The organism is Symbiobacterium turbinis (assembly GCF_055383075.1).
In genome coordinates this window covers 1,609,710-1,624,792 of the sequence record NZ_AP042433.1, presented here as the reverse complement: position 1 = coordinate 1,624,792, position 15,083 = coordinate 1,609,710, and the positions used below count along the sequence as shown (strand labels likewise).

At 68.9% G+C, this 15,083-nt stretch carries 11 protein-coding genes and 1 pseudogene; 5 read left to right on the top strand and 7 right to left on the bottom strand.

Annotated elements, in window-relative coordinates; all coding sequences use genetic code 11:
* Positions 1–4: 4 nt before the first annotated feature.
* The 5 genes from ACZ45O_RS07855 to ACZ45O_RS07835 are packed head-to-tail and all read right to left on the bottom strand — an operon-like array spanning position 5 to position 5,625.
* Complete coding sequence (locus tag ACZ45O_RS07855; protein ID WP_464857197.1) at positions 5–838, bottom strand: ABC transporter ATP-binding protein; 834 nt, start codon at positions 836–838, stop codon at positions 5–7.
* A 17-nt stretch (positions 839–855) separates the two neighbouring features.
* Positions 856–2,154, bottom strand: a complete 1,299-nt coding sequence (locus tag ACZ45O_RS07850) for a substrate-binding domain-containing protein (protein WP_464857195.1) — start codon at positions 2,152–2,154, stop codon at positions 856–858.
* A gap of 37 nt (positions 2,155–2,191) precedes the next feature.
* Positions 2,192–3,226, bottom strand: a complete 1,035-nt coding sequence (locus ACZ45O_RS07845) for a 3-oxoacyl-ACP synthase (protein ID WP_464857193.1) — start codon at positions 3,224–3,226, stop codon at positions 2,192–2,194.
* Positions 3,227–3,253: 27 nt separating this feature from the next.
* Positions 3,254–4,813 carry an o-succinylbenzoate--CoA ligase gene (locus ACZ45O_RS07840; protein ID WP_464857192.1) on the bottom strand — a complete coding sequence of 520 codons (1,560 nt, stop codon included), beginning with the start codon at positions 4,811–4,813 and terminating at the stop codon, positions 3,254–3,256.
* Positions 4,810–5,625, bottom strand: coding sequence for a TetR/AcrR family transcriptional regulator (locus ACZ45O_RS07835; protein WP_464857190.1), 816 nt, complete (start codon positions 5,623–5,625; stop codon positions 4,810–4,812). The genes ACZ45O_RS07840 and ACZ45O_RS07835 overlap by 4 nt, the downstream gene beginning before the upstream one ends.
* 329 nt (positions 5,626–5,954) lie before the next feature.
* Here ACZ45O_RS07835 and ACZ45O_RS07830 point away from each other — a divergent pair, with 329 nt between their 5' ends.
* Together ACZ45O_RS07830 and ACZ45O_RS07825 are read left to right on the top strand one after the other, a co-directional pair.
* Complete coding sequence (locus ACZ45O_RS07830; RefSeq protein ID WP_464857188.1) at positions 5,955–6,449, top strand: hypothetical protein; 495 nt, start codon at positions 5,955–5,957, stop codon at positions 6,447–6,449.
* A gap of 58 nt (positions 6,450–6,507) precedes the next feature.
* A complete protein-coding gene (locus ACZ45O_RS07825) occupies positions 6,508–7,809 on the top strand; it encodes an ATP-binding protein (protein WP_464857186.1) in 1,302 nt (433 codons plus the stop codon).
* Between the two features lie 117 nt (positions 7,810–7,926).
* Here ACZ45O_RS07825 and ACZ45O_RS07820 read toward each other — a convergent pair whose 3' ends face one another.
* On the bottom strand, positions 7,927–8,088 hold the full coding sequence (locus ACZ45O_RS07820; protein ID WP_464857184.1) for a hypothetical protein: 162 nt from the start codon (positions 8,086–8,088) through the stop codon (positions 7,927–7,929).
* 157 nt (positions 8,089–8,245) lie between these two features.
* A pseudogene (locus tag ACZ45O_RS07815) lies at positions 8,246–11,682 on the bottom strand (pyruvate carboxylase).
* 249 nt (positions 11,683–11,931) lie between these two features.
* Between ACZ45O_RS07815 and ACZ45O_RS07810 the strand changes: the two are divergent.
* From ACZ45O_RS07810 to ACZ45O_RS07800, 3 genes are read left to right on the top strand one after another with little or no spacing between them, the layout of a single operon-like run.
* Positions 11,932–12,822: a carbohydrate ABC transporter permease gene (locus tag ACZ45O_RS07810; RefSeq protein ID WP_464857182.1), complete on the top strand. Its 891-nt coding sequence runs from the start codon at positions 11,932–11,934 to the stop codon at positions 12,820–12,822.
* Entirely contained in the window at positions 12,819–13,646 is an 828-nt protein-coding gene (locus tag ACZ45O_RS07805) for a carbohydrate ABC transporter permease (protein WP_464857180.1), read from the top strand. The genes ACZ45O_RS07810 and ACZ45O_RS07805 overlap by 4 nt, the downstream gene beginning before the upstream one ends.
* A gap of 46 nt (positions 13,647–13,692) precedes the next feature.
* The gene (locus ACZ45O_RS07800; protein WP_464857178.1) at positions 13,693–15,060 is read left to right on the top strand and encodes an ABC transporter substrate-binding protein; all 1,368 of its coding nucleotides are present in this window, start codon (positions 13,693–13,695) and stop codon (positions 15,058–15,060) included.
* The last annotated feature ends 23 nt before the right edge of the window (positions 15,061–15,083 follow it).

The following is a 15,083-nucleotide window of genomic DNA, read 5'->3' as shown; positions in this document are numbered from 1 at the left end:
CTCCTCACGACTGGCCCTGCGCAACGGGCGGATCGGCCGCAGGCGAGCGGGACGGGGCCGCCGAGCCGGCCAGGGTGTAGCCGTGGCTGGCCCCCAGGTAGGCGGCCTGCACGTCCTCGTTGGCGGTGATCTCGGCGGGGGTGCCCTCCGCGATGACCAGCCCCTGCGCCAGGACCGTGATGGCGTCCGAGATGCCCAGCACGATGTCCATCTTGTGCTCCACCATGAGGATGGTGCGGCTGCGCTCGGCCTTGATGCGCTCGATGACCTCGATGATGCCCGGCACCTCCTCGCGGCTCATGCCGGCGGTGGGCTCATCCAGCAGCATGACCACGGGGTCGGTGGCCAGCAGGATGGCGATCTCCAGCTTCCGCTTCTCGCCGTGGGCCAGCTCCCGGGCGAGGGCGCGGGCCCGGCCGGTGAGCCCCACCGTCTCCAGGGCCTGCTCGGCCTTCTCGGTGTACTCCCGGAGCGACTCCGCCGAGCGCCACAGGTGCCAGCTGTGCCGCCCGCCGGCCTGGGCCGCGAGCCGCACGTTCTCCACCACGGTGAGCTCGGGGAACAGGTTGGTGATCTGGAACGAGCGGCCGATGCCCCTGCGGGCGATCTGGTGCGGGGGGAGGCCGGTGATGTCCTCCCCCCGGAACAGGATCCGCCCCGCGGTGGGCTTGTAGATGCCGCTGATCAGGTTGAACAGGGTCGTCTTGCCCGCCCCGTTGGGCCCGATGACCGAGCGCAGGGTCCGGGCCGGCACCTTGATGGAGATCCCCTGGTTCGCGGCGAGCCCGCCGAAGGACTTCGCCACGTCCACGGTCTCCAGGATGATCTCAGGCTCCACCGCGCACCCTCCTCACGTTACCTGCCCGGCACGTTGACCGGCGGCGCGCTGTCCTCCGGGCTCACCTCGGTGATCAGCCGGGGGATCGGATAGTCGTGGTCCGGATCCTTCACCAGCTCGACGAAGTACATGGGCTGCAGCGCCTGGTGGTCCTCGGGCCGGAAGGTGTAGGTGCCCTTGGGCCCTTCAAAGCTCATGCCCTCCAGCGCCGGGATCAGGTCCTTCGCGTCGGCGGAGCCGGCCTTCTTGATGCCCTCCACGATGGCGATGCCGGCCGCCATGCCGCCTGCGGTGAACAGGTCGGGCGGCTCGCCGTAGCGCTCGGTGTGCTCCTTCACCAGCCAGTCGTTGACCGGGTTATCGGGGATGGTGTAGAAGTAGCGCACCACGCCGGTCATGCCCACCGCCGCGTCGCCCATGCCGATGAGGCTGGCCCGGTCGCCGACGCCGGTGGTCACCTTCATCTTGTCGAAGAGGCCCAGCTCGCCGATCTGCTGAAAGAGCTTCAGCGCGTTGCCGCCGGACCAGGTGACCATGAGCACATCGGGCTCCAGCTCGATCACCTGCTGCAGGTAGGTGGCGAAGTCCTTGGCGTCCAGCGGGGCGTTGATGTTCCGCAGGATCGTGCCGCCGTTCTGCTCGAACAGCGGGTTCCAGGCGTCCTGGGACGAGGTGCCGAAGGCGTTGTCCGGCGCCAGGTGCACGATCGTCCTGCCCAGGTTCTCCACCACGGCCTTGGCGCCGGTGAGGGCGTCCTGCGTGGTGTTGCCGCCGGTGCGGAAGATGTACGGGTTGAAATCCGTGGTGGTCAGCTGGTCGCCCGCCGCCGGGTCGACCATGAAGACGACCTCATACAGCTTCGCCTGCTCGGCCACCGCCAGCGCCACCGGCGTGGAGGCGGAGCCCTGCAGGATGTGGACGCCGTCCTGCTCCAGCAGCTTGATGGCCTTCTGCTTGCCGACGTCGGGGCTGCCGGTGTCGTCCTCGATGATGATCTCGATGGGCCGGCCCAGCACCTCGTTGGTGCCGCCGGTCGCATATTCGATGCCCAGCCGGAAGCCCTTGATCTCCTGGTCCGCGTAGCCTGCCAGGGGGCCGGTGACCGAGGTGATCACGCCGATCTTGATGGGCTCGGCCGGGGCCTGCGTGGAGCCGCCGGTGTCGCCGCCGGGGCTCGGGCTGGCGCCGGAGCTGCCGGCGGCGCCTCCGCCGTCACCTCCGCCGTCACCGCCCGAGGAGCCGGTCGAGCCGCAGGCCGACACCAGCAGCAGGAGCACCAGGGCCAGCGCGCCCAGGGAAAGCCGGGACTTGCGCATTGAAGATCCACCTCCGTGAAAGGGTTGAATGCGATCGTTACGGGCCCCACCGGATGGCGGTGGCCGCCCAGGTATAGCCGGTACCGGCGCTCAGGAGCACCGCCAGGTCGCCGGGCGCAAGCAGGTTGCGCCGCTCGGCCTCGTAGAGGGCGACCAGGGGGTCGATGGCCGACATGTGGCCGTACTCGTCCAGGTAGACCTGCCGCTCGGGCGGGATGCCAAGGGCGGCCATTACCTGGTCGAACAGGGAGCGCTTGGTATGCAGCATGCCGATGAAGCGGATCTCGTCGGGCCGGCAGCCGCTGCGCTCGGCGGCGGCCCGGGCCACGTGGATGAAGCGCTGCGCCGAGACCGGGTCCAGCCGCTCCTTCATGGCGGCGGGGTCGGTGACGTCCAGGTAGTGCATCCGTCCGGCGATGGTCTCGGGGCTGGCCGGATGCCGGGAGCCGCCCGCCGGCACCCGCACGAACTCGTGGAAGGAGCCGTCTGAGATGGCGGCGGTGGCCAGCACCTGCCCCTTGCCCGGACCCCGGCCCAGCAGCGCCGCCGCGGCGCCGTCGCCGAAGTTGAACATGAAGCGGGAGCGAACGTTGCTGTATTCGATCAGGTAGGACTCCCGGCTCGCCCCCACCAGCAGGACGTTCCGCAGGGAGGGGTCGGCGGCGAGCATCGACCGGGCGACGCTCAGCCCGATGGGGCAGCCTGCGCTGACGGCCGACACCTCGAATGCGGTGGCCGCCGTGAGCCCCAGCTCATACTGGATCTTGGGCGCCGCCAGCCAGACGTAGTAGTCCTTGTGCGGACTGCCGAAGTAGATGACCGCATCGATGGTGGAGGGGTCCACCAGTTCCAGCAGCGGTCGCGCCGCCTTCACGGCCATGTCGGAGACGTGCTCGTCGGGGCCGGCCTTGCGCTTGCCCTTCAGACCGAACTTCGTCTCGACCACCGCCCGCGGCAGCCCCGCCTGTGCCGCGATGGCCTCCGCCGGCTCCACCTGCTCGGGCATGTAGATGCTGACCCCGAGCAGGCTGACCGCCGCGCCCTCGGGCCCGGCTGCAGTCGGTCTGTCCATGCGCGCGTGCCTCCTCTCGGGTATCGGTCACATGCCCTGGGTCAGGTCGGCGAGCCGGCTCTTGACCACCTTGCCCGCCGCGTTGCGGGGCAGTTCGTCCAGGATAAAGAAGCGCTTGGGGATCTTGTACTTGCCCAGCCGCGTGAGGCAGTGGGCCCTGAGCTCGTCCTCGGTGACCGACGCCCCGGGCCTCAGCATGACCGCCGCGTGGGGCACCTCGCCCCATTCGGGGTGCGGCACGGCGAAGACGGCCGCCTCCGCCACCGCCGGGTGGGTCTGGATCGCCTGCTCCACCTCGACCGGGTAGATGTTCTCGCCGCCGGAGATGATCATCTCCTTCAGCCGGCCGGCGATGGTGACGAAGCCCTCCTCGTCGATGCGGGCCAGGTCGCCGGTGTGGAACCAGCCGTCGCGGATGGCCTGCCGGGTCGCCGCCTCGTTCTGCCAGTAGGCGGTGAAGACGTTGGGTCCCCGGACCGTGATCTCGCCCACACCGCCCGGGGGCACGCGCTCGCCTGTGACGGGATCGACGACGCGCACCCGGTTGAAGGGCGCCGGCCGCCCGATGCTGCCCGCCTTCCGCGCGAAGTCCTCTTCGAGCAGCATGAACACGGTGGGCGAGGTCTCCGTGAGCCCGTAGCCCTGGCCGAACTTGCAGCCCCGCTCGTGGAAGGCCCGGATGAGCGGCACGGGGCACGGGGCGCCGCCGCTGTAGAACATGCGGACGCGGGAGAGGTCGGGCTTCAGCCGGTCGATGGCCTCCAGCAGCCGCTGGTGCACGGTGGGCACGCCGAAGACGATGGTGACCCGCTCGTCCTCGATCAGGCGCACGGCCTCGTCGGGATCGAACCGGTCCGGCAGCACGACCCGGCCGCCGGCGAAGAGGGTGGGGAGGGTGAAGAGGTTGACCCCGCCGATGTGGAACATGGGCAGCAGGGTGATGGTGACGTCATCCGACCTGAGGTCGACGGTCAGCAGGTCGTTGACGGCGTTGAAGAACATGTTGATGCCGCTGAGCACGGCGCCCTTGGGCCGGCCGGTGGTGCCGGAGGTGTAGCCGATGAGGAGGGGCCGGTCCCAGGGCTGGGGATCGCGCTCGCCCGGCGGCTCCGCCCCGGCCGGCTCGGCGGCGAGCAGCCCGGCCAGGTCCAGCAGCGCATCCGGTTCGGGCGCCGTGTTGGGCGCAGGCGTGATGCGCACCGGCGGCTCGAGGCCGATCCGGCTGGTCAGCTCCAGGGCGGTGGCGGCGTACTCGGCGCTGCAGAGGATCCGCCGGGCGCCGCTGTCCCGGATCTGGAACTCCAGTTCACCGGGGGTGAGCCGCCAGTTCAGGGGAACCAGGATCACGCCGGCCCGGGACGCTGCCAGGATCACCAGGACGTACTCCAGGCAGTTGGTGCTGTAGACGGCCAGCCGGTCGCCGGGCTGAAGGCCGAGCCGGCTCCGGAAGGCCCGGCTCAGGCGCACCACCCGATCGTGCAGCTCCCGGTAGGTCCAGCGCTCGCGGCTGCCCACCAGGGCGACCTTGTCGGGCCGCATCCAGGCCTGGGCTTCGATCCAGTAGCTGATCTCGTACACACCGCTCACCTCGCATTCGGATCGGTATCGGGGTCTGGGCTTGGGCTGCGATTCGGGGTGGGATCTGCGTCTGGGGCTGGGTCCTGGCCGGGGCTGTTGCTCGGGCCCGGGTCTGCGCTGGCGTTCTCGCCTTTGTCGTGGTCGTGCCCCGGCGTTTCCTCCGGGCCCGCGCCCGGGACGGGATCCGGCCCGCGGCCGGTGGGGTCGATGCCGTACAGCATGACCGAGACGATGGTCTCCACGGCCTCGCGCGGCGGCAGGGTGTTCTCCCAGTAGGTCCAGCGCATGCCGATCATGTGGGCTGCGCCCATGAGGAAGTAGGCCAGGGCTTCTGGGTCCATTTGCCGCACCTGCCCCCGCGCCATGGCCACCCGCAGGCCGCGCACGTAGCCCTCCGCCAGGCGCTGGTAGTGCCAGCGGTGCAGTTCCGGATCGACGAACTCGCACTCCCGCATCACGGTGTAGAGGTTCCGCCGCTGGAGGACGAACTCCAGGAAGGTCTCGAGGCCTACCCGTTCGGCGTCGCGCCGGTCGAGGATGGGGGCGGTCGCCTCCTGCAGGGTCCGGCGCAGGTCGTGGCTCATCTTGCGCACCAGCTCGCGGAAGATCTCTTCCTTGGCCTTGAAGTAGAGGTAGAAGGTGCCCTGGGCCACGCCGGCGCGCCGGGTGATCTCGGCGATGGAGGCGCGGAAGAAGCCCTGCTCCGCGAAGACCTCCTCGGCGGCCTCCAGCAACCGGTCGCGGGTCATCTCACCCCTCTCGCGCATGCCCATGGGCCGACGGTCGGGCGCTGCCGCGGCCCGGTTCTGGGACTGCAGCACATGCGTTCACTCCCCTGTGGCGACGTTCTCGTGAGACTGACGCCTGAATCATGTGTCACGTCAAAAGGTGCGTCATGATGACCTTATGCTGCCGGCTTGCACTGATTCCTGACTCAGTCGTCACCGGGTTGGCTAGATGGTTACGACGCCAGACAGACTTATCCTTCTACATCGAAGAATGTGAAATCAAGAATTTATCGACACTAGTCGCCGGGGTTGGGCAGCCGCCGTGCCGACCGGGGTGTGCGGCCGGGGATCGCGGCCCCGTGGCGGCGTGGGCACGACTCTCCTGCGCCCGCAGGGCATACTACCGGCGCGGGGGTGTCTGGATGGACAGGACTGAGGAGCTCCTGAAAGCCAGCTTCAACCGGCTGGAGGGGCTGATTGGCGAGGTGAGGGAGCTGCGGTACAAGGTCAAGAACGTTCAGGGCGACCTGGAGTCGCTGCGGGCGGCCTTGAAAGGGGGAGGGAAGTCGGGCGGCGGTGAGGGCGGCGGACCGGGTCAGCCCGGGGGTGAGGCCTCGGGCGGCGATGGTGGGAATGGAATCTCCGCGGGCGAGGGCGCGGTGAACGCCCCCGGCGGCTCGGGCAGCGAGGCCGGCTGCGGTGGTTCCGGCGAATCCGGGGGCGGCAGCGGGAAGGGCGGTGCGGACGATTTCCGGGGCGGCAGCGAGATGGGCGGTCGCGGCGGCACGGGCGAGAGCGCCCTCGATCAGCGCCTGCGCCGCATCGAGGAGCGCCTTCAGTACCTGGGCCACAAGTGGCTGGAGTTGGACGAGAAGATCTACCACCTGCAGCAGCAGAACGGGCCGGCATCGGGCTGACGTGACAGGAATCAACCTTTCAGCAGCCAATAACCCCCTACCAGGGGGGAGAAATTCGATGTTTGACACCGTGTGGCCGCAGCCGGAGTCGCTCGTTCTGTACCAGGATCTGTTCACCGCTGGACCCGGCGCGGCGATGGCTGCCTTCCTGCAGGCCTTGCCCCAGGGCGGCGGGGCCGCGCGGCGGGCCTACCTGGACCTTGTGCGCGCGCTGTACCTGGCCGAAGACGTACCAGGTCCTGCCGGAGACGCCTGGCAGGATTACGTGATCCACCGCGTGCTCAGCGCCGACAACGCCTTCACCCGGGCCGCCTCTGCGGGCAGCGTGAGTCCTGGGTTGCGGGCCGCGGCCGGGTGGGACCTGATGCACCTGCAGCAGTGCTTCCGGCTCTCCCGCCTGCGGTGCCTGGCGCTGCTGGGGGGCGGGGTGCCCGATGAACAGCTCCCGACCTGGGCGGGCCGATCCGATTCGGACGCGGCGGGGCCGTTCGTCTCCGACGCCTTCCGGGCGATGGCGCACCGGCTGGCCGGTTCCGACGATTGGGCCGCCCTGGTGGACGAACTGGCGGCCTTCCACCGCGCCCAGGGCTTCGGCGCCGTGGCCCGCACCTGGTTCCTGACGTGGGACGGCGCCGGGCTGGAGCCCGTGGAGGAGCCCGACTTGCTGGACCTGGACGACCTCGCGGGACTGGAGGACCAGAAGGCGGCGGTGCTGGAGAACACCGAGGCCTTCCTGCGCGGCGGCGTCGGCCAGAACCTGCTGCTGTACGGCCCGCGGGGCACGGGGAAGTCCTCGCTGGTGCGCGGGCTGGCACTGCGGTACGGGGAGGCCGGGCTCCGCCTGGTGGAGGTGGGCCGGGACCGGCTCGGCACCCTGGGCGGCCTGTACCGCACCGTGCGCCGGTATCCGCAGCGGTTCGTGCTTTTCCTCGACGACCTCAGCTTCGAGGCGGACGACGCCGACTACCGGGCGTTCAAGTCGCTGCTGGAGGGGGCGTTGGAGCGGACCCCGCCGAACCTGGTGCTGTACGTGACGTCGAACCGCCGGCACATGGTGCCCGAGCGCTGGTCGGACCGGAACAGCCCTGAGGATGCCGAGGTGCACGGCCAGGACGCCCTGGAGGAGCGGCTCTCGCTGGCGGACCGGTTCGGGCGGACGATCCTGTTCCTGCGGCCGGATCAGGAGGAGTACCTGCGGATCGTGGAGCACCTGGCCGCCCGGCGCAACCTGCCCATCGGGCGGGAGGAGTTGCGGGAAGCTGCCCGGCGGTGGGCGCTGTGGCAGAACGGGCTCTCGGGCCGGACCGCCCGGCAGTTTGTGGATGATCTGGAGGCGCGGTTGCTGGGCGGTCGTGAATGAGACGCCGACCCGACCTGCAGCCGAGCTGATGGCGGGGGCGGCCGGCCTGCCGATGGAGATGCCTGTGTGCAGACGCGGCCGGGGGCCACGATAGACGTGGCCCCCGGCCGTTGCCGTTTATCCGAACAGGATCCCCAGCAGCCACAGCACGAACGTCGTCGTCGCAGACGCAAGCCGTGCCCTCTGGTTGACCTCGGCCCGCAGGCGGAGGAGGAGCGCGATGCCGTACCCGACCGGAAACTGAAACTCGTTGAAGCTGAAGGTGAAAAACCCCAGCACGGCGTAACCTGCCAGTTTCCAGAGCAGCGAGGGCTCAGTCGGGTCATCGGCCAGGAGACGGCCGAGACGAGCCGGCCACCTTTCACCCGTCTTCCGCCATGGTACTACAATCGAACGACGAGGCGCAACATTCTGACGCGACCGCCTCTGATCGAGTTCACCCCTCCAGGACCACCAGCAGGTCGCCGGCCTCGACCCGGTCGCCCTCCTTCACCAGCACGTCCTTGACCGTGCAGTCCCGCGGCGCCGTCAGCACGTTCTCCATCTTCATTGCCTCGGTCACCACCAGCTGCACGCCCTTGGCGACCTCGTCGCCCGGGGCCACCAGCACCTTGATGACCTTGCCCGGCATCGAGGCCCCGAGCTGGCACGGATCGCCCTTGGCCGCCTTGGGCCGCCGGACGACGGCGTCGGCCATCCGGTGGTCGGGCACCTCGACCTCCCGGGGCGAGCCGTTCAGCTCGAACAGGACCTCCCGCATGCCGTTGGGCTTCGGATCCCGCACGTCGATGAGCTTGATGATGAGCGTCTTGCCCTGTTCGATCTCCACCGCCGTCTGCTCGCCCGGGCGCAGGCCGTAGAAGAAGGTGGGGGTGTCGACCACGGACGTGTTCTCGTACTCAGCACGGTGCCGGGCGAACTCCTCCACGAGCCCCGGGAAGAGGATCTCCGACAGGACCTCCCGCTGCGTGGCGGGCCGGCCGAGCCTCTCCGAGAGCTCCGCCCGCTTCGCCTCAAAGTCGATGGGCGGCAGCAGCTCGCCGGGCCGCACGGTGATGGCCTCCCGGCCCTTCAGCACCACCCGCTGGAGCTCCTCCGGCCAGCCGCCGGGGGGCTGCCCCATGTAGCCGGACAGCATCTGCACGACTGACTCGGGGAAGGCCAGTGTCTCGCCCCGTTCGAGCAGCTCCTCGGGGGTGCGGATGCCGTTCTGCACCATGAAGAGCGCCAGGTCCCCGACTGCCTTGGACGACGGCGTGACCTTGACGATGTCGCCCAGGGCCAGGTTGGCGGTCCGGTAAGCCTCGACCACCTCGTGCCAGCGGCCGCCAAGGCCGAGCGAGACCGCCTGCTGCCGCAGGTTGGAGATCTGCCCGCCGGGCATCTCGTGCAGGTACGTCTCCGCGGAGGTGGCGCTGAGCCCCGACTCCCAGGGGGCGTACCAGCGGCGGACCTCCTGCCAGTAGTCCGCCAGCTGCTGCAGGGCGGCCAGGTCGAGCCCCGTGTCCCGCTCGCCCCCCTGCAGGGCGGCCACCAGCGTGTTCAGCGACGGCTGCGAGGTCAGCCCGGAGAGGGAGGAGATGGCGGCGTCCACAATGTCCACCCCGGCCTCCGCCGCGGCCAGCAGCGTCGCCACGCCTGTGCCGGCGGTGTCGTGGGTATGCAGGTGCAGCGGCACGCCGACCTCCTGCTTCAGCGCGGCGATCAGCATGCTGGCTGCCCTGGGCTTCAAGAGGCCCGACATGTCCTTGATGCCGATGATCTGCGCTCCGGCCCTCTCCAGCTCGCCGGCCAGCTCCACGTAGTACTTCAGGTCGTACTTGGTGCGGCCGGGGTCGGTGATGTCGCCGGTGTAGCAGAGGGCCACCTCGGCCACCTTGCCCTCGTTGCGCACGGCCTCGATCGCCGGCACCATGTTGGGCAGCCAGTTGAGCGAGTCGAAGATGCGGAAGATGTCGATGCCCGCTGCGGCGGCCTCCTTCACGAAGGCCTGCACCAGGTTGTCGGGGTAGTTGGCGTACCCGACGGCGTTGGCACCCCGCAGCAGCATCTGGAAGGGGATGTTGGGAATGGCCTTGCGGAGGAGCTCCAGCCGCTCCCAGGGATCCTCCTTCAGGAAGCGCAGGGCCGTGTCGTAGGTCGCGCCGCCCCACATCTCCAGCGAGAAGAGCCCCGCCCCCAGCCGGGCGGTGGCCGGGGCGATGGCCAGCATGTCCCGGGTCCGCACCCGGGTGGCCAGCAGCGACTGGTGCGCGTCGCGCATGGTCGTGTCGGTCACCAGGAGCCGCTTCTGGGACCGGATCCACTCTACCAGCCCCTCGCTGCCGCGCTCCAGCAGCACCTGGCGGGCGCCGGGGGGAACGGGCCCCTCCGCCCTGGGGATCGGGACGTGGGTCCGGGTCGGGGGCTTGGCCCCGGGGGGACTCCCGGCCCGCCGTTGACGACCACATTCCCGATGTAGCGGAGCAGCTTGGTGCCCCGGTCGCGCCGGGGCGTGAACTGGAAGAGCTCCGGCGTGTCGTTGATGAAACTGGTGTCGACGTCGCCGGCCAGGAAGCGGGGATGGCGGACGACGTTCAGCAGGAAGGGGATGTTGGTCTTCACCCCCCGGATGCGGAACTCCTGGAGGACCCGGACCATCTTGGAGGCCGCCGCCTCGAAGGTCAGCCCCCACGTGGTGAGCTTCACCAGCAGCGAGTCGTAGTGCGGGGTGACCTCGGCGCCCACGAAGCCGGCGTCGCCGTCCAGCCGGACCCCGGGGCCGCCGGCGGAGCGGTAGACCAGGATGCGGCCGGTGTCGGGCAGGAAGTTGTTGGCGGGGTCCTCGGCGGTCACGCGGCACTGGATGGCGTAGCCGTGCCGGTGAACCTGCGCCTGCGAGGCCACCCCCAGCGCCTCGTCCAGCCGGGCGCCCTCAGCGATGCGGATCTGGCCCTGCACGATGTCGAGGCCCGTAATCTCCTCGGTCACCGTGTGCTCCACCTGGATGCGCGGGTTGACCTCCATGAAGTAGTAGCGGCCGTCGGGCGCCACCAGGAACTCGACGGTGCCCGCCCCCACGTAGCCCACCCGGGCCATGAGGCGGACGGCGGCGCTGCAGATCTCCTGCCGCTGGCTGTCGGTGAGGGCCAGCGACGGCGCGATCTCGACCACCTTCTGATGCCGGCGCTGGATGGAGCAGTCGCGCTCGTACAGGTGCAGCACGTTGCCGTACCGGTCGGCCATCACCTGGACCTCGATGTGGCGGGGCCGCTCCACGAACTCCTCCAGATAGATGGCGCCCGAGCCGAAGGCCGCCTGCGCCTCGGAGCGGGCCCGCTCCAGCGCGTCCTTCAGCTCGGCGTCGGAGCGGACCACCCGCATGCCCCGGCCGCCCCCGCCCAGGACGGCCTTGATGATGATCGGATAGCCCACCTCCCGGGCGAAGGCCAGCGCCTCCTTCACCGAGGTGACGGGCCCATCGGTGCCCCGGGGCAGGGGCAGCCCGGCTTCCCGCGCGATCTGCCGCGCGGCCACCTTGTCGCCGAACATCTCCAGATGCTCCGGATCCGGGCCGATGAACGCGATGCCGTTATCCCGGCAGAGCCGGGCGAAGGCGGCGTTCTCGGCCAGGAAGCCGTACCCGGGGTGGATGGCGTCGACCTCGTGCTCCAGTGCCAGCCTGATGATCCCCTCCATGTCGAGGTACGCCTCGACGGGACCCAAGCCCTCGCCGATGAGGTAGGCCTCGTCGGCCTTGTAGCGGTGGAGCGAGAGGCTGTCCTGTTCCGAGTAGATCGCGACGGTCTGTTTGCCCAGTTCCGTGCAGGCGCGGAAGATGCGGATCGCGATCTCGCCCCGGTTTGCGACCAGAATGCGGCGGAAGGCTGGCATGTCTCTCTCACCCCTTTAACGTATTGAAATCCACCTATTCGCCCTGCTTTGGGGGATTCCTTCAAGCCCCCACGTTAACAGAAGGTTGACGAAATGTTAAGCCGGTTAATGTTTTATTTGGATTTAGATAAGATTCAGATAAAGAGGCAGGAGTCTGTGCCCGCGGATGGAATTATACCCCACACCATCGCGAAGGGAGGAACGTCCTTGGCCGGCCAACCCGCGCGGGCGACAGCCGCCCGAACGCGCGTGTCCTCGCCGAAATGGCGGGCTCGCTGGGCGGAGAGGGTGGAGCCCTATCTCTACATTGCCCCCAGCCTGGCGCTGCTCATCATCTTTACCTTCTACCCGATTGTGCGCTCGCTCTACCTCAGCCTGTTTCTCACCAACCCGCTGGGCGAGCCCCGCGTCTTCGTGGGCCTCGAGCACTACGCCAACGCCCTTACGACCACGTTTCTGAAGAGCATGGGGGTCACGCTCCTCTTCGTGCTCTACACCGTGCCCGTCGGGCTGCTGCTGGGCCTCGCCCTGGCCCTGCTCGCCCACCAGCCCCTGAAGGGCACCCGGTTCTTCCAACTCGTCTTCTCCTCGCCGCTGGCCATCTCGGCGGCCATCGGCAGCACGATCTGGGTGATGATGCTGAACCCGGTCTCCGGCATCGTGAACTACCTGCTGAGCCTGGTGGGGCTGTCCCCTGTGCGCTGGCTGACCGACCCCAGCTGGGCCCTGCCGGCCGTGGGCATGGTCAGCATCTGGCTGCGGCTGGGCTTCAACTTCGTCCTCATGCTGAGCGCCCTGCAGAACGTGCCGGAGGAGCTGCACGAGGCGGCGATGGTGGACGGCGCGGGCTTCTGGGCCAAGACCCGCCACATCACCGTGCCGATGATCTCGCCGACGCTCTTCTTTGCGGCGGTGGTGGGGGTCATCCACGCCTTCCAGGTCTTCGCCGAGATCGACATCATGACGGCCGGCGGCCCGTCTGACGCCACCAATACGGTTGTCTACCGCATCTACCAGGTGGCCTTCCGGCAGTACGAGTTCGGCTCGGCCAGCGCCCAAGCGATCCTGCTGTTCATCGTGATGGTCATCCTCACCTACATCCAGTTCAGGCTCGGCGAGAGGCGGGTGCACTACCAGTGAGCGCTTCCTCCCGATTCACCCGGCTGCTTCTGTACGCGGCCCTCTGCATGGCGGGGCTCGTCATGGTGTTCCCCATCCTCTACGCGGTTTCCATCAGCCTCATGCCGCCGGCTGAGGTCAACACCTTCCCGCCCCGCTTCCTCCCCAGCGCGCCGCAGTGGTCCAACTACGCCGAGGTCGCCCGGTCGGTGCCCGTGGGGCGGTATCTGCTCAATTCCCTGATCATCTCCGGCGCCGTCACCCTCGGCCAGGTGGCCACCGCCAGCCTGTCGGGCTATGCCTTCGCCTTCATGAACTTCCGGGGAAAGGCGGCCCTCTTTGCGCTCTTCATGTCCACCATGATGGTGCCCTGGGAGGTCACGCTCATCCCGAACTACCTGACGATCCGCTCGCTCAGGCTGCTGAACTCCTACTCGGGGATGATCCTCCCCTTCCTGGCTACGGCCTTCGGCACGTTCCTGCTCCGGCAGTTCTTGCTGCAGATCCCCCGGGAGCTGGAGGACGCCGCCCGCATCGACGGCTGCGGGAGGTTCCGCTTCTTCTGGTCCATCGCCCTGCCCCTGGCCCGGCCCGGTCTCCTCACCCTGGGCGTCTACACGTTCCTCAGCACCTGGAACCAGTACCTGTGGCCGCTCCTGGTCACCGACTCGCGGCTGATGCGGACGGTGCAGATCGGCGTGCGCTTCCTTATGAACGAGGAGGGCATGCAGTACCACCGCATCATGGCCGGAGTGGTTCTCTGCATGGCGCCGGCCCTGCTGATCCTGGTGCTGGGGCAGCGCTACCTGGTGCGGGGGCTGATGGCCGGCAGCGTGAAGGGGTAGCGGCTTGTGGATAGGAGGACAACGAAAACAGAGGAGGATTCTCTACGTGCGTGCGCGGAGACGACCGGTATGGATGCTGCGGGCCCTGGTCCTGATCGTGACCCTGCTGGCCGGATGCGCCCGCGGGGGCGGTTCCCAGTCGGGCGGCGAGTTTCAGAAGGTGGAGATTCAGCCCGGCGAGCGGGTGAAGGTGACCTTCTGGCACGCGATGGGCGGGGCCGCCGGCGAGGCGGTGCAGCGGCTCGTGGACCGGTTCAACAGCTCGCAGGATAAAGTGGTGGTGGAGGCCGCCTACCAGGGCACCTACGACGACGCGCTGCAGAAGCTGAAGGCTGCCGGGCCCGAGGGGCCGACGATCATGCAGGTCTATGAGATCGGCAGCCGGTTCATGATCGACTCCGGTATGATCACGCCCATGCAGAACTTCATCGACGCCGACGGCTTCTCCACCGACGACTTCGAGCCGAACATCCTGGGCTACTACACCTTCGACGGGCGCCTGTACTCCATGCCGTTCAACACCTCTACGCCCATCGTCTACTACAACAAGGACGCCTTCCGTGAGGTGGGGCTGGATCCCGAGCGGCCGCCCCGCACCTTCGAGGAGTTCCAGGAGTACGCCCGCCGGCTGACGGTCACCCAGGGCGGCCAGACCCGCTACGGCGCCGGCATCGCCCTTTACGGCTGGTTCTTCGAGCAGTTCCTGGCCGTGCAGGGGGCCCACTACGTGGACAACGACAACGGCCGCAGCGCACGGGCCACAAAGGCGATCATCAACTCGCCGGAGGGCGAGCGCTTCGTGAACTGGCTGAAGGAGATGGTGGACGAGGGCTCCGCGGAGAACCTGGGCCGCAGGACCGCCGAGACCCAGGCCGCTTTCGCCGCCGGCCGCATCGCCATGACCCTGGACTCCACGGCGGCCCTGGCGCCGATCCTGAACGGCGTGGGGGACAAGTTCGAGGTCGGCACCGCCTTCCTGCCGCGGCCCGAGGGGGTGGACGGCGGGGTCATCATCGGCGGCGCCTCGGTGTGGATCACCAACACCAAGCCGCTGAAGGAGCAGTGGGCCGCCTGGGAGTTCGTCAAGTGGCTGACGACCCCTGAGGTGCAGGCGGAGTGGTCCATGGCCACCGGCTACTTCCCGATCCGCCTGGCGGCCTACGACCAGCCGGCCCTGCAGGAATGGCACGCCCAGCGGCCGCAGTTCACCACCGCGATCGAGCAGCTGCGGGCCTCCAAGCTGAGCACCGTGACGCAGGGCGCGGTCATCGGCACGTTCCCGCAGGCCCGCCAGATCGTGGAGGCGGCGATGGAGTCGGTGATCCTCGGCCAGGCTACCGCCGCGGAGGCGCTGACGTCGGCGGCCGAGGAGATTACGAAGGGGATCGAGGACTACAACCGGACGACGCAGTAGGGGGAGGAACATGGAGAGAGCCC